Source organism: Stenotrophomonas sp. AC248 (genome assembly GCF_979258185.1).
This window is the reverse complement of the sequence record NZ_OZ409840.1, coordinates 39,713-57,058: the sequence shown is the minus strand read 5'-3', so window position 1 is coordinate 57,058 and position 17,346 is coordinate 39,713. Positions and strand designations below refer to the sequence as shown.

Annotated in this window: 15 protein-coding genes; 7 read left to right on the top strand and 8 right to left on the bottom strand. The window is 69.3% G+C overall.

Going from position 1 to position 17,346, the window contains the following annotated elements:
- The first annotated feature begins 2 nt into the window (after positions 1-2).
- Positions 3-323 carry an I78 family peptidase inhibitor gene (locus tag ACZ0AE_RS00235; protein WP_448132673.1) on the top strand — a complete coding sequence of 107 codons (321 nt, stop codon included), beginning with the start codon at positions 3-5 and terminating at the stop codon, positions 321-323.
- Between the two features lie 60 nt (positions 324-383).
- On the opposite strand, the gene ACZ0AE_RS00230 is transcribed toward ACZ0AE_RS00235, so the two are convergent.
- Entirely contained in the window at positions 384-2,174 is a 1,791-nt protein-coding gene (locus tag ACZ0AE_RS00230; protein WP_463600099.1) for a M56 family metallopeptidase, read from the bottom strand.
- Positions 2,175-2,189: 15 nt separating this feature from the next.
- On the bottom strand, positions 2,190-2,576 hold the full coding sequence (locus tag ACZ0AE_RS00225; RefSeq protein WP_038691382.1) for a BlaI/MecI/CopY family transcriptional regulator: 387 nt from the start codon (positions 2,574-2,576) through the stop codon (positions 2,190-2,192).
- A 202-nt stretch (positions 2,577-2,778) separates the two neighbouring features.
- On the opposite strand from ACZ0AE_RS00225, the gene ACZ0AE_RS00220 reads away from it, so the two are divergent.
- The gene (locus ACZ0AE_RS00220) at positions 2,779-3,933 is read left to right on the top strand and encodes a serine hydrolase domain-containing protein (RefSeq protein WP_463600098.1); all 1,155 of its coding nucleotides are present in this window, start codon (positions 2,779-2,781) and stop codon (positions 3,931-3,933) included.
- Here the strand turns inward: ACZ0AE_RS00220 and ACZ0AE_RS00215 are convergent.
- Together ACZ0AE_RS00215 and ACZ0AE_RS00210 are read right to left on the bottom strand one after the other, a co-directional pair.
- Complete coding sequence (locus ACZ0AE_RS00215) at positions 3,870-4,265, bottom strand: hypothetical protein (RefSeq protein ID WP_447591196.1); 396 nt, start codon at positions 4,263-4,265, stop codon at positions 3,870-3,872. The genes ACZ0AE_RS00220 and ACZ0AE_RS00215 overlap by 64 nt on opposite strands.
- A 96-nt stretch (positions 4,266-4,361) precedes the next feature.
- Positions 4,362-5,471 (bottom strand): SDR family oxidoreductase, encoded by a 1,110-nt coding sequence (locus ACZ0AE_RS00210; protein WP_463600097.1) that lies wholly within the window; start codon positions 5,469-5,471, stop codon positions 4,362-4,364.
- Positions 5,472-5,628: 157 nt separating this feature from the next.
- Here ACZ0AE_RS00210 and ACZ0AE_RS00205 point away from each other — a divergent pair, with 157 nt between their 5' ends.
- Entirely contained in the window at positions 5,629-5,970 is a 342-nt protein-coding gene (locus tag ACZ0AE_RS00205; protein ID WP_463600096.1) for a hypothetical protein, read from the top strand.
- Between the two features lie 9 nt (positions 5,971-5,979).
- On the opposite strand, the gene ACZ0AE_RS00200 is transcribed toward ACZ0AE_RS00205, so the two are convergent.
- Complete coding sequence (locus tag ACZ0AE_RS00200; RefSeq protein ID WP_463600095.1) at positions 5,980-7,044, bottom strand: DNA topoisomerase IB; 1,065 nt, start codon at positions 7,042-7,044, stop codon at positions 5,980-5,982.
- Positions 7,045-7,180: 136 nt separating this feature from the next.
- On the opposite strand from ACZ0AE_RS00200, the gene ACZ0AE_RS00195 reads away from it, so the two are divergent.
- From ACZ0AE_RS00195 to ACZ0AE_RS00185, 3 genes are all read left to right on the top strand, one after another.
- Positions 7,181-7,582, top strand: a complete 402-nt coding sequence (locus ACZ0AE_RS00195; protein ID WP_081797291.1) for an I78 family peptidase inhibitor — start codon at positions 7,181-7,183, stop codon at positions 7,580-7,582.
- 177 nt (positions 7,583-7,759) lie between these two features.
- On the top strand, positions 7,760-12,214 hold the full coding sequence (gltB, locus tag ACZ0AE_RS00190; protein ID WP_463600094.1) for a glutamate synthase large subunit: 4,455 nt from the start codon (positions 7,760-7,762) through the stop codon (positions 12,212-12,214).
- 125 nt (positions 12,215-12,339) lie between these two features.
- Positions 12,340-13,785, top strand: coding sequence for an FAD-dependent oxidoreductase (locus ACZ0AE_RS00185; protein WP_463600093.1), 1,446 nt, complete (start codon positions 12,340-12,342; stop codon positions 13,783-13,785).
- A 102-nt stretch (positions 13,786-13,887) separates the two neighbouring features.
- Here the strand turns inward: ACZ0AE_RS00185 and ACZ0AE_RS00180 are convergent, their stop codons facing one another.
- The gene (locus ACZ0AE_RS00180; protein ID WP_051598943.1) at positions 13,888-14,178 is read right to left on the bottom strand and encodes a hypothetical protein; all 291 of its coding nucleotides are present in this window, start codon (positions 14,176-14,178) and stop codon (positions 13,888-13,890) included.
- A 164-nt stretch (positions 14,179-14,342) separates the two neighbouring features.
- On the opposite strand from ACZ0AE_RS00180, the gene ACZ0AE_RS00175 reads away from it, so the two are divergent.
- Positions 14,343-15,215 (top strand): methylglyoxal synthase, encoded by an 873-nt coding sequence (locus ACZ0AE_RS00175; RefSeq protein WP_463600092.1) that lies wholly within the window; start codon positions 14,343-14,345, stop codon positions 15,213-15,215.
- A 159-nt stretch (positions 15,216-15,374) separates the two neighbouring features.
- Here ACZ0AE_RS00175 and ACZ0AE_RS00170 read toward each other — a convergent pair whose 3' ends face one another.
- Together ACZ0AE_RS00170 and ACZ0AE_RS00165 are read right to left on the bottom strand one after the other, a co-directional pair.
- Complete coding sequence (locus ACZ0AE_RS00170) at positions 15,375-16,163, bottom strand: M48 family metallopeptidase (RefSeq protein ID WP_447591185.1); 789 nt, start codon at positions 16,161-16,163, stop codon at positions 15,375-15,377.
- Positions 16,164-16,414: 251 nt separating this feature from the next.
- Positions 16,415-17,320 carry a recombination-associated protein RdgC gene (locus tag ACZ0AE_RS00165; protein WP_038691402.1) on the bottom strand — a complete coding sequence of 302 codons (906 nt, stop codon included), beginning with the start codon at positions 17,318-17,320 and terminating at the stop codon, positions 16,415-16,417.
- Between the last annotated feature and the right edge of the window lie 26 nt (positions 17,321-17,346).

The window sequence follows — 17,346 nt, the reverse complement described above, 5'->3', positions numbered from 1 at the left end:
GCATGCGCCTTGCCCTGTTGTTGACCCTAGGTTGTGCGTTGCCACTGGCCGCCTGCAGCCAGCCGCCGAAAACCAACGCCCCCACGTCCGAACCCATGGCCGCCGGTGCCGACAGTGCCGCCCGCTGCGATGCGGAGAAGTTGAATGGCCTGGTGGGCCAGACCGCCAGTGAGGCGGTGCTCGCCAAAGCGGTCAAGGACAGCGGCGCCCGCCATGCACGCGTGCTCAAGCCGGGCATGGCCATGACCATGGATTACCGCGAAGACCGCGTCAGCATCGAAGTGGACGAACAGAACAAGATCGTCCGCGCCAACTGCGGTTGATCGCGTGAGCCGATGAAGGCGGCGGCCTGCGTCGCTGCGCAGGCCGCCGTTGCCATACGGTCAGTCGCGCAGGCGCTCGGCCTTGCCGCTGGACAGTGCCTGGTCGATCGCCGCGCGCACGTCACGTGCGGCGCGGGCCGAGGCCAGGCTCTGCTGCTGCGCCAGGCGCGCCTGCTCGCGGCCAAGTTCGGCCTGTTCGCGGGCCACCCGGGCGAGCTGCTGCGCATCCACGGCCTTGGCAGAGGCCTTGCGCGCCTGACGTGCCGCCTGGTTGGCCTCGGCGGCCGCGTCCAGGGTGGCGTGCTGCGCGGCCGCGTGGGTCACCGCGTCCACATCCAGATGCGCCATGACGTCGGCGGTGACCTGCATGCTCACCCTGGCCATCTGCTCGCCGATCTCCGATTGGCGATCGCCCAGGTCCGCCTGGGCTTCACCCAGCGCGGCCACTTCGCTCTGGCTGCGTCCCAGCTGCCGCAGCACGGCCGGATCGCGGATCAGGTAGCGGGCCTGCCCGCGCCGTACCCACAGCACCGGTTCGCCATCGCGGGCGTCGCGCCGCGCCTGCTTGAGGTCGGCCAGCGAGGCATTCACGAAGTTGTCGCCGTCCCCCATCAGCACGAAGGCCTGCGCCGGTTGCCGGGACAGCGTGAGCTGGCCGTGGGTGACCAGCGGCATGCCATCGTCCAGCGCCTGCGGTGAGGCCGGCGCGCGCGGCGCCTGCGGTGCCATCGGCGGTGCCGGCGGCGACGGCGCCGCAGGGGCCGTCATCGGTTCCGGGGCCAGCGCCGGGACCGGCGCGGAGGGCGCAGGCGGCGGCGTGGACGGGGCGCGTGGTGCAGCCGGCGGCGGCGGGGGTGGCGCAACCGCAGCCACCAGCCGCAGCGGCGCCACACCGACCAGCACGAACACCGCAGTGATCGCCACGGCCGCCATGCGCGGGAACCGGCGGGTCTGCTGCAGGCTCAGCAGGCGACGTTTGAGGCTGCGGAAATTCGGCGACGCACTGGCCACACCCACCGCCGGGCGCGGGGCCACACCCAGCTGCACCAGCAGCCGGCCGTAGTCGTGCCGGCAGTGACCATGCCCGGCCACCACCGCACCATCGCAGGCTTCTTCGCGGGCCAGCGCATATTCGCGGGCGGCCAGATGCACCAGCGGATGGAAGAAGAACAGGTGCTGCGCCAACGCAGGCAGCAAGCCCCACCACAGGTCGCGGCGCTGCAGGTGCACCAGCTCGTGGGTCAGCGCCATGTCCAGGTCATCGGCGGCCATCGCCGGCAATTCCCGCGCCGGCAGCAGCAGCACCGGGGCCCACGGTCCGATCAGCTGCGGCGAGCGGATCTGCGCGGAGATCTTCAAGGCGGGCGCGCGGCGCAGGCCGTGTGCTTCGGCCGCCAGCTGCAATGCGTCCTGCAGCGAGGCATCGGTGCACTCCACTGCATCGCGTACCAGCGCGCGGCTGTGGCGATAGCCACGCAGGCTGTGCAGCAGCATCACCAGCACACCCGCCGCCCACATCGCCAGCAGCACGGCAGGCCACGACCACAGCACCGAGGCCGGCGCCGCCATCGCAACCGTGTCGGCGGCCGCAGGTGCCACCGCAACGGCGGCGTCCATGGCAGGGAGTGCGATCACCTGCGTGGTCTGCGCCGCGGGCGCGGGCAACACCGCCAGCTCCAGCGGACTGCTCCAGACCAGGCCCAGTACCGCCTGCAGGGCCACCAACCACCACAAACGCACCCGCGTGGACGGCGGCAGGCCCGGCAGCAGCCGGCACACGCCCCACACCAGGCCCACCAGCACCGCGCTCTGCACGCTGGTCCAGCCCAGCCGCACCAGCAGTTCCATCATCAGCGTCTCCATGGCTCAGCCCTCCCGCTTGCGTGACTGCAACTGCGCGACCAGCGCTTCCAGCTCGGCCAGTTCCTGGTCGCTGACCTCGGCCTTGTGCGACATGAAGGCCACGAACGGCGATACCGAGCCCTGCAGGGTCTTTTCCACGAAGCTGGCCACCGCGCCCTGCACCACGCTGTCCTGGCCGCTGGTGGCGGCGTAGCGGTACACGCCCTGCACCTGCTTGCGCTGCAGGTAGGCCTTGCCGCGCAGGCGTTCCATCATGGTCAGCACGGTCGAGCGGGCCAGCCCGCGTTCTTCGCCAAACCCCGCCGCCACTTCACCGACGGTGGCGCCGCCCTGTTCTGCTACGTACTGCAACAGGGCCAGTTCCTGGTCCCCGATGGTTTTGCCGCGCATGACACACTCCGATGACTACACGTGTCGTCACCGTGCCAGTGACTACAACTGTCGTCAAGTGCCGGACGGCGCGCGCCGACGAACGGTCGCCTGCGCGCCGGTTAAACCTTTTCGCCCGCCGCCGCATCCAAGCCTGCGAGCCCGGACTGTCCGCCGCTCCACCGGCGCGCGGCGACCGGTGCACCCGCCCAAGGAAAGCTGCATGCGTTTCAGTGCCCTCCGCACCCCCGTCCTGTTGGCCGCGCTCGCAGTGCCCTTGGCGTGTTTCGCCGCTCCCTCCGCCCCTTCCACCGCCTGGGATACCGCCAACGCGCAGGCGCGCCGGTTCGTGCAGGACACGATGCAGGCCCGGCGCATTCCGGGCCTGCAGATCGCGGTGGTCAAGGACGGCCAGCTGGTGTTGTCCGAGGCCTATGGACTGGCCAATGTCGAGAACGGCGTGGCCGCCACGCGCGACACGCGTTTCCCGCTCAACTCGGCCACAAAGTCCTTTACCGGGGTCGCGATGGCGCAGCTGGCCCAAGCCGGGCGCGTGGATCTGCAGGCACCGGTGTCGCGCTACCTGGATGATCTGCCGCCGGCGTGGGGCAAGGTGCAGGTGCGCCAGCTGCTCGCCCATACCTCCGGCCTGCCGGACATCCTCGATGCGCAGGGCCTGCTGGGCGGCGGCACCGAAGAGCAGGCGTGGACGCAGGTGACTGCCATGCCGGTGGAAGCAGCGCCGGGGGAGCGCTTCCGGTACAACCAGACCAACTACGTGCTGCTGGCGCGGATCATCGCCAGGCAGGCCGGCATGCCGTATCCGCAGTACATGGCCCGGCATCAGTTCGACGTGGTGGGCATGCCACGCACCACCTTCGGCGACAGTTACGACCTGGTCGCCGACGCGGCCACCATCTACAGCTGGTTCCCCCGCAAGACCGACGCCGCCGATGCACCGCAACGGCTGTCGCACTGGTTCTACGACCTGTCACCGGGTCTGTGGGCCGGTGCGGGCATGCTCACCACCGCCGACGACGTAGGCCGCTGGATCATCGCGATGTCGCAGGGGCAGCTGCTCAGAGCGGACGGCGTGCGCCGCATGTGGACGCCGGAACGCCTGAACAACGGTGAGTCCGGCGCCTGGTCGGCCGGCTGGCCCATCATGGGTACGGCCCCGGACCTGCAGGTCGGCGGCATGGGCGGCGCACGCGCGGCGTTCATCGTCTATCCCGAACGCCGGCTGGCGGTGGTCGTGTTGACCAACCTGGTCGGCGCCAACCCGCAGGACTTCATCGCCCCGATCGCCGCGTTCTACGGCGCTGCGCCCGCCACCGATGCCAGCCGACCATCGACGAAGCGCACGGCAACCCCGTAGGTCCGCGTCGGCGAGGTGAACTGGAGCGTCAGCGCCTGGCGCTGCCGCGTGCAGGAACTGCGCAGGCCCAGAAAGCCCGAGCGCGCACCGATCTGATCATTGATCTGCCGTACCTGCTCCGGCGGCAGCGCCACGTCGTTGACCGTGAACGCCGTCACCGGCGCGGCCTGCCCCGCCTCCACGGTGATGTCGAAGCGACTGTCACCGCAGTGCAGCTGGTGGCGGGAGACGTAGTGCGTGGCCGTCACACCGTCCTCGGTGGTTATCGACGTCAGCGGCGCGGCGGCCACGCCCGCCAGCAGCAGTCCCAACCCGGTTGCGGCGACACCCATCGTTGCACTCCTTGTCCCTGTCCGTCCCACTCCGCCCACCGGCGGCTGACGCGGCGTAGATCGCGCGCGTCAGCCTGCCGTGCTACCGCGCCGCGCTCAGCCGCGCGGCCCGCCCATCACCGGCAGGATCACCCCGCTGATATAGCTGGCGGTCACCGGCGAGGCAAGGAACACATACGCCGGGGACAACTCCTCCGGCTGCGCCGGGCGGCCCATGTCGCTGTCCTTGCCGAACTCGGCCACGTCGGCGGCCTGTTTGTCGGCCGGGTTGAGCGGTGTCCAGACCGGGCCCGGCGCCACCGCGTTGACCCGGATCCCGCGCGGTAGCAGCTGGCTGGCCAGCGCCTTGGTGAAGGCATGGATGGCGCCCTTGGTGGCCGAGTAGTCGATCAACCCCTTGCTGCCGAACAGGCCCGTCTCCGAACCGGTGTTGATGATGCAGTCGCCTTCCTGCAGGTGCGGCAGCACCGCGCGGGCCATCTGGATATAGCCGCCGATGTTGGTCTGCAGGGTTTCCTGCAGGTGCGCGTCCTCGAGGTCTTCCAGGCGCTCGCAATGCAGCTGGAAGGCGGCATTGTTGACCAGGATGTCGATCCCGCCGAAGGCCTTGGCCACCTGCTTGACCGCCTTGTTGCAGAACGCGGGATCGCGCACATCACCGGCGATCACCAGGCAGCGGCCGCCCTCGGCTTCCACATGCTGGCGCGTGACCTTGGCGTCGGCCGCTTCGTCCAGGTGCAGCACGGCCACGTCGGCGCCTTCGCGGGCAAACAGCACGGCCACCGCGCGGCCGATACCCGAATCGGCCCCGGTGATGATGGCGCGCTTGCCGGCCAGCTTGCCGCTGCCTTTGTAATCGGGGGCAAGGAAGCGCGGCGCCAGCGCCAGTTCGTGCTCATTGCCCGGCTTGGCGATCTGCTGCGCCGGCATCGTCTCCGGCTGCTTGCGCGCGCCGGCCTGGGTCGCCTTCCTGGTCGCCTTCTTCGCCACCTGCTTCTTGGCGGCCTGCTTGGCTACGCGTGCATCCTTGGCCTTCTCCTGGTCCTGCAGGCGACGCTGGCGCGCGGCCACGCGGGCGGCGCGCGGGTCCTTCGCCGCCGCCTTGCGGGTGGCGGTCTTCACCACCGGCGTGCGCTCGGCCAGGGGTTTGGCGGCCTTGTCAGCGGCGGCGGGCGAGGTGGGCGTGCGAGTCTTGCGGGTGGCCATCTGCGGCTCCTTTGCGAAAGCGTTCAAGTGCACAGGCAGTGTGGCCAACCGGGCGGCCACGCAAAGTGAGTGCGATGTGGGCAATCCGTGCAGGCTTCATCCGCTGCATACGTCAAACGCGGCACGCTGCAGGCCGGAAAACCTGCTGGAGTCACCCATGTACCGCACCCTTTTCGCGGCGGCCGCCCTGGCCACCCTTTCCGCCTGCAGCAGCACCCCGGTGGCGCAGGTGCAACCCATCGACGGGGTGATCTCCGGCCAGTGCCACGTGGACAAGGTGCGCGGTGCGGTGGGCCTGGCCGCATCGGCGGCCACCATCGAGCGCACCCGCGTGGACAGCGACAGCCTGCAGGTGAACGTGGTGCGCGGGCAGCGCGCCGAGAGCGGCCCCACCGCCAGTGGCGCGGCCAACCCGACCCCGGGCGCGCAAACCGGCGGCGAGCGTTTGACCATCGAAACCGGCCGCACCAACAACATCACCGCGCTCTACTGCGGCTGATGGACCCGCTCAGGCCGCCCGCGCACGCTTGACCGTGCGCCGTGCGGCCTTGAGCACCTTCAACGTCGCCTGCTCCCACTGCCGCTCGCCGCGCAGGCCTGCCAGCGCCTTCAGCGAGCCGGCGCGCCAGCCGTCGAACACGCACGGATCGATGTAGGACTTTCTGCACACCGACGGCGTATTGCCCAGCAGGGTCGCCACCTCGCACACCACCTGCTTCTGCAACGCCGCCAGCGCACGTTCGCTGGCGGGTTCGGGCAGCTCGGTGATCGCCAACTGGCGGATGGCTTCCAGCGTCCCACCCCAGGTGCGGAAGTCCTTGGCACTGAAATCCTCGCCCATCGCGTCGTGCAGGTACTCGTTGACCATGCCCGAATCCACCGGCTGCACCGCCCCCTCATCATCGCGGTACTGGAACAGCGCCTGCCCGGGCAGCTGCTGGCAGCCACGGATCAGCGTCACCAGGCGGCGATCATCCACGTCCACCTCATGCGCCTGTCCGGACTTGCCGCGGAAGCGCATCTGCGCACGCCCGCCCTTGACCAGCGCCAGGTGCCGGTTGCGCAGCGTGGTCAACCCGTAGGACCGGTTGTCGCGGGCGTATACCTCGTTGCCCACCCGCACCAGCGTCTGCGCCAGCAGCGCGACCACGATGGCCAGCACCTTGTCGCGCGGGAAGCCGGGCAGCTTCAGGTCGCGCCGCAGGCGGCGGCGCAGCACGGGCAGTGCAGTGCCGAAGGCGATGATGCGGTCGAACTTGCCGTCGCCGCGCACCCGCGCCCAGTCGGCGTGGTAGCGGTACTGCTTGCGCCCGCGCGCGTCCCGCCCGGTGGCCTGCAGGTGGCCATTGGGCAGCGCGCAGATCCACACGTCGGTGTAGGCCGGCGGAATCGCCAGCGCGCGGATCCGGGCCAGGGTGGCGGCATCGCGCACCGCCGCGCCATCGGCGTCGCGGTAGCTGAAGCCCTTGCCGGCACGGCGCCGCTGCAGGCCCGGCATTTCATCGCTGACATAGCGCAGGCCGGCCTCGCGGGCGGCGGCGACTTCGGGGGTGACGCGACGGCTGGGGCTCATCGGAGGACGTGGCGGTAAGGGCCTGCAGTGATACCCGGTGCGGGTGCGAGGGCGCGTCAATAACACAACACGAACACCTCACGCCCCGCTTGGCGATATCCTCCAAGGTTTCCCTGGTTCGATGTCTGGAGTCTCGATGCCGTCCTTGTCGTTCCGCCGCCTGCGGCGTTCCATTGGCCTTGTGGCCGTCATTCCCGCCCTGCTCGTACTGGCCGCCTGCCAGGCGCCGCCCATGGACGAGCAGGAAGCCGTGGGCACCCATGCCCAGAAGGCCGCCGAAGCCGCTGCGGCCCCGACCGATGAAACAGGCAAGGCGCTGGAAGCGCCGCCGGTCGGCAACTGCGATGCCACCCAGGTGCAGAGCCTGGTCGGCCAGGCCTATACCGACAAAATAGGCAGCCAGGCCCAGCAGGACGCCAGCGCCAAGCAGCTGCGGGTGCTCAAGCCCAACGACATGACCACGATGGAGTTCGTCGGTGAACGACTGAACATCGAAGTGGACGAAAAGGGCGCCATCAGCGGCCTGCGCTGCGGCTGAACAGGGACGCCTGGAACCCTGGTTCCAGGCGGTTTTTGAAGGGGTTTGGTTGCGCCTGCAACCGTGTATTGCGGCGTTGCAGCAACTGTGATCTAGTCGAGTCATCCGGTGCCTCCAGATGCGCTCAACGGATTGAGCGGGGACGAGTGTCGCCGCTCACCCGACATTGAGGCAGAGATGGCCCCCCGCAACCGCCAAGGGCTTTACGACCCGCAAGATGAGCGCGATGCCTGTGGTTTCGGCATGGTTGCCCAGCTCGATGACCAGCCGTCCCGACTGCTGGTGGACACCGCCATTGCGGCACTTTCGCGCATGACCCACCGTGGTGGCGTGGCCGCCGATGGCATCACCGGCGACGGCTGCGGCCTGCTGCTGCGCCGCCCCGACGTGTTCCTCAAGGCACTCGCCGCCGAAGCCGGGCTCAGCCTGGGGGCGCGTTTCGCCGCCGGCGTGGTGTTCCTGCCGCACGACGAAGCGGCCGCCCAGGCCTGCCGCGACACCCTGGAACAGCAGCTGCGCGATGCCGGCTGTCGACCGGTCGGTTGGCGCCTGGTGCCCACCGACCCCAGCGTGTGCGGGCAACTGGCCCGCGACACCCTGCCGCGCATCGAACAGGTGTTCGTGGATGCCGGTGCCGAGCAGGACGAGGCCACCTTCACCCTGGCCCTGTTCCTGGCCCGCCGCCGCAGCGAACAGCAGCTGCGCGAGCACGCCGACTACTACGTCACCACGCTCAGCCCGAACGCGATCAGCTACAAGGGCATGGTGCTGCCGGACAAGCTGAGCCGCTTCTACGTGGACCTGCAGCGCAACGACCTGGCCTCCAGCGCCATCGTGTTCCACCAGCGCTTCTCCACCAACACGCTGCCGCGCTGGCCGCTGGCGCACCCGTTCCGGATGCTCGCCCACAACGGTGAGATCAACACCATCGAGGGCAACCGCCGCTGGGCGCAGGCGCGCAGCAAGGTGTGGAAGACCCCGCGTTTCGACATCGGCCAGTTCGACCCGGTGATCTCCATGCACGGCTCGGATTCGCAGAGCCTGGACAACATGCTGGAGCTGATGGTCAGCGCCGGCATGGAGCTGATCCAGGCGCTGCGCATCCTGGTGCCGCCGGCCACCCAGTCGCTGGAGTTCAAGGACCCCGACCTGGCCGCGTTCTACGAGTTCTACGGGCTCAACAGCGAGCCGTGGGACGGCCCGGCCGGCATCGTCGCCTGCGACGGGCGCTATGCGGCCTGCACGCTGGACCGCAACGGGCTGCGCCCGGCGCGCTGGATGCTCACCTCCGACCGCCATTTCCTGGTCGCTTCCGAAGCGGGCGTGTGGGAAGTGCCGGCCGAGCGCGTGGTGCGCAAGGGCAAGCTGGGCCCGGGCGAGATGATGGCCATCGACCTCAAGCGCGGTGACCTGCTCGACTCCGATGCCATCGACCGCATCAACCGCGGCCGCGCCCCGTACAAGCAGTGGCTGCAACAGGGCGTGACCTACCTGCAGACCGAGCTGATCGATCCTTCGCTGGTCGAGGAACCGTTTGACGAGCGCACCCTGCGCAGCTACCACAAGCTGTTCCAGCTGAGCACCGAAGAAGTCGAGCAGATCCTGCGGCCGCTGGCCGAGACCGAGCAGGAAGCCACCGGCTCCATGGGTGACGACACGCCCATGGCCGTGCTCAGCCAGCACAGCCGCCCGCTGTACGACTACTTCCGCCAGGCGTTCGCGCAGGTCACCAACCCGCCGATCGACCCGCTGCGCGAAGACTGCGTCATGTCGCTGACCACCCAGCTCGGCAAGGAGACCAACATCTTCCATGCCGGTGCGGAGACGGTGAACCACGTCATCCTCAATTCGCCGGTGCTCAGCCAGCGCAAGCTGCGCCAGCTGATCAAGATGGAGCAGTACGTCGAGAAGAACCGCCTGATCGACCTGTCCTACAGCCTGGACGAAGGCCTGAAGGCCGGCATCGAGCGCATCTGCGCCGAGGCCGAGGCGGCTGCCCGCGAGGGCATCGTGATGCTGCTGCTGAGCGACCGCTACCCGGTCGCCGACCGGCCGATGGTGCATGCGTTGCTGGCCACCAGCGCGGTCCACCACCACCTGTCCAACGCCGGGCTGCGCTGCGACGTCAACCTGATCCTTGAAACCGGCACCGCGCGCGACGCGCACCACATGGCCTGCCTGCTCGGCTTCGGTGCCACCGCGGTGTACCCGTACCTGGCCTACCAGACCCTGTTCGACCTCGGCCGGCGCGGCATCCTGCAGCTGAGCAAGGGCGGCGAGCAGTCGCAGATCGGCCGCCGCTACCGCAAGGGCATCTACAAGGGCCTGTCCAAGATCATCTCCAAGATGGGCATCTGCACCGTGGCCAGTTATCGCGGCGCGCAGCTGTTCGAGATCGTCGGCCTCGATGACGAGGTGGTCGATCTGTGCTTCCCGGACACCGCCTCGCGCGTGGCCGGCGTGGGCTTTGCGCGCCTGGACGACGAAGCCCGCGAACTCACCGTGCGTGCCTGGAACGACCTGCTGCGCCCGGACGTGGGCGGCGTGCTGAAGTACGTGCACGGCGGCGAATACCACATGTACAACCCGGACGTGGTCATGACCCTGCAGCGCGCCGCGCGCAGTGGTGATGCCGCGGACTGGCAGCGCTACTGCGAGGCCGTGCACGGCCGCCCGGTGTCGGCGCTGCGCGACCTGCTGCAGCTCAAGGCCGCGCCCACGCCCACGCCGCTGGACGAGGTGGCCCCGGCCGAAGACCTGTTCCGTCGCTTCGACACCGCCGCCATCAGCCTGGGTGCGTTGTCGCCCGAAGCGCATGAAGCGCTGGCCATTGCCATGAACCGGCTCGGTGGGCGCAGCAACTCCGGCGAAGGCGGCGAAGACCCGGTGCGTTACGGCACCGAGAAGCGCAGCAAGATCAAGCAGGTGGCCTCGGGCCGCTTCGGCGTCACCGCCGAATACCTGGTCAACGCCGAAGTGCTGCAGATCAAGGTCGCCCAGGGCGCCAAGCCCGGCGAAGGCGGCCAGCTGCCCGGCCACAAGGTCAACGAACTGATCGCACGGCTGCGCTATGCCAAGCCGGGCATCGGCCTGATCTCGCCGCCGCCGCACCACGACATCTACTCCATCGAAGACCTGGCCCAGCTGATCTACGACCTCAAGCAGGTCAACCCCGACGCGCTGGTGTCGGTGAAGCTGGTCAGCCATGCCGGTGTCGGCACCATCGCCGCGGGCGTGGTGAAGGCCGGCGCCGACCTGATCACCGTGTCCGGCCATGACGGCGGCACCGGTGCCAGCCCGGTCAGCTCGATCCGCTATGCCGGCGTGCCGTGGGAACTGGGCGTGGCCGAATCGCACCAGGCACTGGTGGCCAACGACCTGCGCGGGCGCACCCTGCTGCAGACCGACGGTGGCCTGAAGACCGGCCTGGACGTGATCAAGGCCGCGCTGCTGGGTGCGGACAGCTTCGGCTTCGGCACCGCGCCGATGATCGTGCTGGGCTGCAAGTACCTGCGCATCTGCCACCTCAACAACTGCGCCACCGGCGTGGCCACCCAGGACGAGCGCCTGCGCGCGCAATACTTCACCGGCCTGCCAGAGCGCGTGGAGAACTTCTTCCGCCTGCTGGCCGAGGAAGTACGGGGCTGGCTGTCCTACCTGGGCGTGCGGTCGCTGGACGAGATCGTCGGCCGCACCGACCTGCTGCAACAGCTGGAGGTAGCACCGCGCCCCGGGGTCAAGGTCGACCTGTCGCGCCTGCTCAACCCGGCCCGGTACGAAGGCAGCCACTGCGCCGCGCAGCGCCTGTACGAATCGCCGGACAGCCTGGCCACGCAGATGGACGGTCTGCTGGCCCCGGCCATTGCCGGCAAGCTCGGCGGCGAACACCGCTTCCTGATCCACAACACCGACCGCTCGATCGGCACCCGCCTGTCCGGTGCGATCGCCCGCGTGCACGGCAACCAGGGCATGAGCGATGCGCCGCTGACCCTGCGGTTCCGCGGCACCGCCGGGCAGAGTTTCGGGGCGTTCAACGTGGGTGGCCTGCAGCTGGAGGTCGAAGGCGAAGCCAACGATTACGTCGGCAAGGGCATGGCCGGCGGCCGTTTGGTGGTACGCCCGCCGCGTGGTGCGCGCTTCGAAGCACGCAACACCGCGATCATCGGCAACACCTGCCTGTACGGCGCCACCGGCGGCGAGCTGTTCGCGGCCGGGCGTGCCGGCGAGCGCTTCGGCGTGCGCAACTCCGGCGCGCTGGCGGTGATCGAAGGCGCCGGCGACCACTGCTGCGAATACATGACCGACGGCATCGTGCTGGTGCTGGGCAAGGTGGGCCTGAACTTCGGCGCCGGCTTCACCGGCGGCCTGGCCTACGTGCTGGATATCGACCGTGACTTCGTGGACCGCTACAACCACGAACTCATCGACATCCACCGCATTTCCGCCGAGGGCTTCGAGAACCATCGCCAGCACCTGCATACGCTGATCAGCCGCCACCGCGAACTGACCGGCAGCATCTGGGCGCAGCAGATCCTCGACGAGTTCCGCGATTACGTAGGCAAGTTCTGGCTGGTCAAACCCAAGGCCGCCAGCATCGAATCCCTCACCGACTCGCTGCGCCGCGCCGCCTGACCGTCCACGTAGTGCCGGCCGCTGGCCAGCAACCCAAAAAATCGTAGTGCCGGGCTCTGCCCGGCAACCCGAACATTCCGTAGCGCCGGGCTCTGCCCGGCGACCGAACAACGCAGGGCCCACCCATGAGCCGCAAGCAAGCCTTCCAGTTCCTCGACCTGCCCCGGACCATGCCGCAGCGCATTCCCGTCGAACTGCGCACGTCCGGCGACTGGGGCGAGCTGTACGGCAAGTTCGGCAAGGAAGACGCCCAGTTCCAGGCCGGCCGCTGCCTGGACTGCGGCAACCCGTACTGCAGCTGGAAGTGCCCGGTGCACAACGCCATCCCGCAGTGGCTACAGCTGGTGCAGGAAAACCGCATCCACGAAGCGGCCACGCTCTGCCACTCCACCAACCCGCTGCCGGAAGTGTGCGGCCGGGTGTGTCCGCAGGACCGCCTGTGCGAAGGCAGCTGCACGCTGGAAGAGTTCGGCGCGGTCACCATCGGCGCGGTCGAGAAGTACATCGTGGACACCGCGCTGGCCACCGGCTGGCGCCCGGACATGACCGCCGTGGAACCCACCGGCAAGCGCGTGGCGGTGATCGGCGCCGGCCCGGCCGGGCTGGCCTGTGCCGACAAGCTGGCGCATGCCGGCATCCAGGCGGTGGTGTATGACCGCTACGAACAGATCGGTGGGCTGCTGCAGTTCGGCATCCCCAGCTTCAAGCTCGACAAGGCCGTGATCAGCCGCCGCCGCAACGTGCTCGAAGGCATGGGCGTGCAGTTCCGGCTGGGCGTGGAGATCGGCCGCGACGTCAGCGTGGACCAGCTGCTGGCCGAGTACGACGCGGTGTTCGTCGGTACCGGCGCCTACCGTTATACCGACGGCGGCCTGCTCGGCCAGGACCTGAAGGGCGTGCTGCCGGCGCTGCCGTTCCTGGTGCAGAACAGCCGCATCGTCGGCGGCAGCGACGCGCACGGCCGGCCCATTGCCGGCTGGGAAGACCAGATCGCCCTGCCCGACCTGGAGGGCAAGCGCGTGGTCGTGCTGGGCGGCGGCGACACCGGCATGGACTGCGTGCGCAGCGCGGTGCGCCTGGGCGCGGCCAAGGTGACCTGCGCCTACCGCCGCGACGAAGCCAACATGCCCGGCTCGGCACGCGAAGTGGCCAACGCGCGCGAGGAAGGCGTGCGCTTCCTGTTCAACCGCCAGCCGCTGTCCATTGAAGCCGGCGCGGATGACGAGGTGATCGGGGTGATGGTGGTGGAAACCCGCCTGGACGAGCCCGACGCGCAGGGCCGCCGCAACGCGGTGCCGATCGAAGGCAGTGAATCGCTGCTGGAAGCGGACGTGGTGATCATCGCCTTCGGCTTCTCGCCCAGCACCCCGGCGTGGCTGACCGAGCACGGCGTGGAAGCCGGCCACAACGGCCGCATCATCGCCGGTGGCAAGGACCGCCTGCCGTTCCAGACCGCGCACCCGCGCCTGTTCGCCGGCGGCGACGCCGTGCGCGGTGCCGACCTGGTGGTCACCGCCGTGGCCGAGGGCCGCGATGCGGCGGCCAGCATCGCGCAGCTGCTGGCGGTCTGACGTCGGCGGGATGGGGCGACCGCGCTGCGCGCGGTTGCCGAACGTGGCCCGGCAGGCCACGAAACGCGCGGCGCCGTAGAGCCGGGCTCTGCCCGGCTGCCCTTACGCCGCGTTCGACAACGGCGGGGCCGCACGCACCCCGGCCCGCTCGATTTCCAGCGCCAGCAGCAGTTCAATCTCGTCCAGCTGGTCGCGGATACGTCCATTGCTGGCGTCATCGGCATGATCGTTGTCGATGTGCGCGTCGAGCATGCGTGCCAGCCCGACCAGCAGCACGTCGGCATCGCCGCTGGCGGCATGCCGCAGCAGCCTACCCAGCGCGCGGATGCGGGCACTGCGATCCGCAGCAAGGGACTGGACCGACATGTCCTTGGGAACCTGGGAGAGAGCCATGGCGGGTTTTCCTGATTGACTGACGACCTCCACTGTCGGTTATGGCCCGCTGCCGGGCTATGCAACTAATACGAAAATGCGTGAAGACGCGTGCCCGGGTTCGCAGTTCCGCAGCACGGGAAGCGACATAGAATGCCGATTGCCCTCCCTACCGGATGATCCCCATGCGCATCGGCCTGGCCGCCAACCGCCTGCACCACCACGACAAGCACGCCGCCCTGTTCCGCTGGCTGCGCGCCTGCGACGGTGGCCTGCGCGAGCTGGGGGTGGAGCTGCATGCGGTCGGGCGCACCTTCGATGCGATCCAGCGGTTGGGCTTCCTGCCCGATTTCGCCCCGCTGCAGCGCTATCCCAACGGGCGCGAGGGCGGCCTGATGAAGCTGGTGGCCGAAGTGGTCGGGATGGGCTCGCCCGAGCGCACCCTGGACGGGGCGATCTACCTGATGGATCCGGTGGACCCGTCGTCGATCTTCCCCGAGGCCACCGCGCTCAAGCGCCAATGCGTGATCCACGGCAAGCCGTTCATTTCCACCGTGGCCACCGCGCGCGACTGGGTGGAAGTGGAGCGCGTGCACGCCGGGCTGGCACCCGATCCGGGCGCCGACGACCTGCATGCGTTCGAACAGCAGACCCTGGCACTGATTGCGCACGACGCCATGAAGCCGGCCATCCTGGCCTTTGCCGACGAGCACTTCGACCTGCTCTCACGCTTCGCCCACCGCGTGGGCACCGGCACCACCGGCCAGCGCCTCAACGAGCTGGCCTGGAGCCGCGGCTGGCCGCAGGACCAGGCCTGGGTGCAGCGCTACCAAAGCGGCCCGATGGGCGGCGACGCGCAGATCGCTGACCGCGTGCTGGAAGGCCACTGCCAGCGCGCGATCTTCTTCGAAGACCCGCACGTGGCGCGCCAGCACGAGGCCGACATCCAACTGCTGGAACGCGCCGTCACCACCGTCACCGACCAGGCCGTGTGCATCACCGCCCCCCGCGTGGCCGCCCGCTGGGCGCAGGCCGCCACCGCCCGCGCCGTCCGGTAGGTACCGACCGCGCCACCCGGTAGGTACCGACCGTTGGTCGGTACGGAAGATACCGGTAGTGCCGGCCGCTGGCCGGCAACCTCGCGGGCCTGGATGTCACGCGCAGCCGACCAACGGTCGGCTCTACCACCGGGCTGCGCAGCCGACCAACGGTCGGCTCTACGGGGTGGGGGTCAGCAGTTGCCGCAGCGTGGCCTTCAACCGCCGTCCTTCGGCCTGGAAATAATCGCGCTCCTGCCGCCACGCCGGAAAACGCTGCTCCACCTCGGCCCAGAAGGCCGGCGAGTGGTTGGCCTGGATGAGGTGGCAGAGTTCGTGCACCAGCACGTACTCGAAGGCCGATGACCGGCCCAGTACCAGCGCCAGGTCCAGGGCCATGCTGCCGTCGGGCGCCAGCGAGCCCCATTGCGAGGACATCACCTTCAGGCGCAGCCGTGCCGGTGCGCGCGGCAGCGCGGGCAGGTAGCGCGGCAGCCACTGGCCCACATCGGCACGGGTCTGTGCTTCGTAGAATTCGCGCAGGGTGCGGCGCAGCGTGGCGTCGGTACCGCGCGCCGGCCAGTGCAGGCAGGCGCCCTCGCCGTCCACGCGCATGTGCGCGAAGCGACCGCTTTCCCACCGCAGCGGCAGCAACGCACCGCGCAACGGCAACACGCCGGGCTCGCCGATCACCAGCGGCGGCGGCAGGTTCTGCGCCTGGTAGCTGCGCAGCTGCGTGGACAACCAGTCGCGGTGTTGTTCGAGAAAACGCTCGCCCATCACCAGGCTGGCCCGCGGCGGCAGCGTCAGGCGCACGCCCCGCTCGTCGACGCTGAGCTTGATCCGCCGCGCACGCGGATCGCGCACGCGCAGCACGTCGATCTCGGCATCTTCCAGCCGCAGTCGAACCGTGTCGCGCTGCAGGGTGGGGGCAGCCGGCGAAATGAGGCGGCGGAGGAATCCGGACATGGGTACAGCATAGCGCCGGCAGTGACCGGCGCATGACTGCGCGCTGTTCAGGGCGCCACCCGGCACCCAGACGTAGAGCGGGGCTCTGCCCCGCTGCCTGGTCGGGGCGGGCGCCACGTGCGTGAAGCAGCGGGGCAGAGCCCCGCTCTACCTGTTCTGGTACCGGGCGGAATCAGCGGGGCAGAGCCCCGTTCTACCACGTGCGTGAAGCAGCGGGGCAGAGCCCCGCTCTACGCGATGGCGCCGGTGGCTCAGTCGGCCTTGCTGAGCTTGAAGGCCTCTTCCAGCAGCAGGAACAGGCGCCGTACTTCGCCGCTCTGTAGGGCGAAACGGGCGTCCAGTTCGGCGCGGCGGCCGTCGTCGTCGGCGTGTTCGAGCTGGTCCAGCGCGCCGTCCAGGAACTTCAGCTTGCGCACGATCAGGTCGTCGCCCAGCACGAAGGACAGGTTGTCCTCGAACACCAGCGCCAGCTTGGTCACCTGCTTGCCGGCATCCAGGTGCTTGTCGATCTCGTCGCAGCGCAGTTCCTGGTGCTGGCACTTGACCACCGCACCGCCCTCGGCCGGGTCCTTCATCTCGCACTCTTCGCCCAGGCTCAGCCCGGTGGGCAGTTCCTCACCGGCAATCCAGCCGGTCAGGATCGAGCGCGGGGCCACTTCGGCGTTGAGCGGCATCGCCGGGAAGCTGCCGAGCAGGCCACGGATGTCGGACATCACGTTCTCGCCGGTCTTGCGGCTGGAACTGTCCACCGCCACGTAGCCGTGGGTCAGGTCGATCAGGGCGTCGGTGCGCGAGCTCTTCACGAAGGCGCGCGGCATCAGTTCGTGCAGCAGGTCGTCCTTGAGGCGCTTGCGCTCGCGGCCGCCGGGCTTGCGCCCTTCCTTCTCTTCGATCTCCTCGAGCTTGCGCGCCAGCAGGTCGTTGACCACCGCGCCCGGCAGGATCTTGTCCTCGCCGCCCACGGTGAGCCACAGCGCATCGCCGATGCGGTGCGAGAACACGGTCTTTTCCTCGCGGCCGAACGGCGAGATGAAGCCACGCGAATTCATTTCAAGCGGACCCACCGGCTTGAGCAGCACCTGCGGCAGCAGGGTGTCTACTTCGGAAAAGTCGGTGGCGGTCGGGAAGCGGAACAGCGTCAGGTTGCGAAAGAACATGGAAGTCCGAAGTAGGTCGTGAAGGG

Bases quoted from the DNA above. Each gene is read 5' to 3' on its own strand.
- ACZ0AE_RS00170 (WP_447591185.1), bottom strand. From the start codon at position 16,163: ATGTCCGGATTCCTCCGCCGCCTCATTTCGCCGGCTGCCCCCACCCTG.
- ACZ0AE_RS00165 (WP_038691402.1), bottom strand. From the start codon at position 17,320: ATGTTCTTTCGCAACCTGACGCTGTTCCGCTTCCCGACCGCCACCGAC.
- ACZ0AE_RS00205 (WP_463600096.1), top strand. From the start codon at position 5,629: ATGTACCGCACCCTTTTCGCGGCGGCCGCCCTGGCCACCCTTTCCGCC.
- ACZ0AE_RS00210 (WP_463600097.1), bottom strand. From the start codon at position 5,471: ATGGCCACCCGCAAGACTCGCACGCCCACCTCGCCCGCCGCCGCTGAC.
- ACZ0AE_RS00230 (WP_463600099.1), bottom strand. From the start codon at position 2,174: ATGATGGAACTGCTGGTGCGGCTGGGCTGGACCAGCGTGCAGAGCGCG.
- ACZ0AE_RS00185 (WP_463600093.1), top strand. From the start codon at position 12,340: ATGAGCCGCAAGCAAGCCTTCCAGTTCCTCGACCTGCCCCGGACCATG.
- ACZ0AE_RS00200 (WP_463600095.1), bottom strand. From the start codon at position 7,044: ATGAGCCCCAGCCGTCGCGTCACCCCCGAAGTCGCCGCCGCCCGCGAG.
- ACZ0AE_RS00215 (WP_447591196.1), bottom strand. From the start codon at position 4,265: ATGGGTGTCGCCGCAACCGGGTTGGGACTGCTGCTGGCGGGCGTGGCC.
- ACZ0AE_RS00220 (WP_463600098.1), top strand. From the start codon at position 2,779: ATGCGTTTCAGTGCCCTCCGCACCCCCGTCCTGTTGGCCGCGCTCGCA.
- ACZ0AE_RS00235 (WP_448132673.1), top strand. From the start codon at position 3: ATGCGCCTTGCCCTGTTGTTGACCCTAGGTTGTGCGTTGCCACTGGCC.
- ACZ0AE_RS00180 (WP_051598943.1), bottom strand. From the start codon at position 14,178: ATGGCTCTCTCCCAGGTTCCCAAGGACATGTCGGTCCAGTCCCTTGCT.
- ACZ0AE_RS00175 (WP_463600092.1), top strand. From the start codon at position 14,343: ATGCGCATCGGCCTGGCCGCCAACCGCCTGCACCACCACGACAAGCAC.
- ACZ0AE_RS00195 (WP_081797291.1), top strand. From the start codon at position 7,181: ATGCCGTCCTTGTCGTTCCGCCGCCTGCGGCGTTCCATTGGCCTTGTG.
- ACZ0AE_RS00225 (WP_038691382.1), bottom strand. From the start codon at position 2,576: ATGCGCGGCAAAACCATCGGGGACCAGGAACTGGCCCTGTTGCAGTAC.
- gltB (WP_463600094.1), top strand. From the start codon at position 7,760: ATGGCCCCCCGCAACCGCCAAGGGCTTTACGACCCGCAAGATGAGCGC.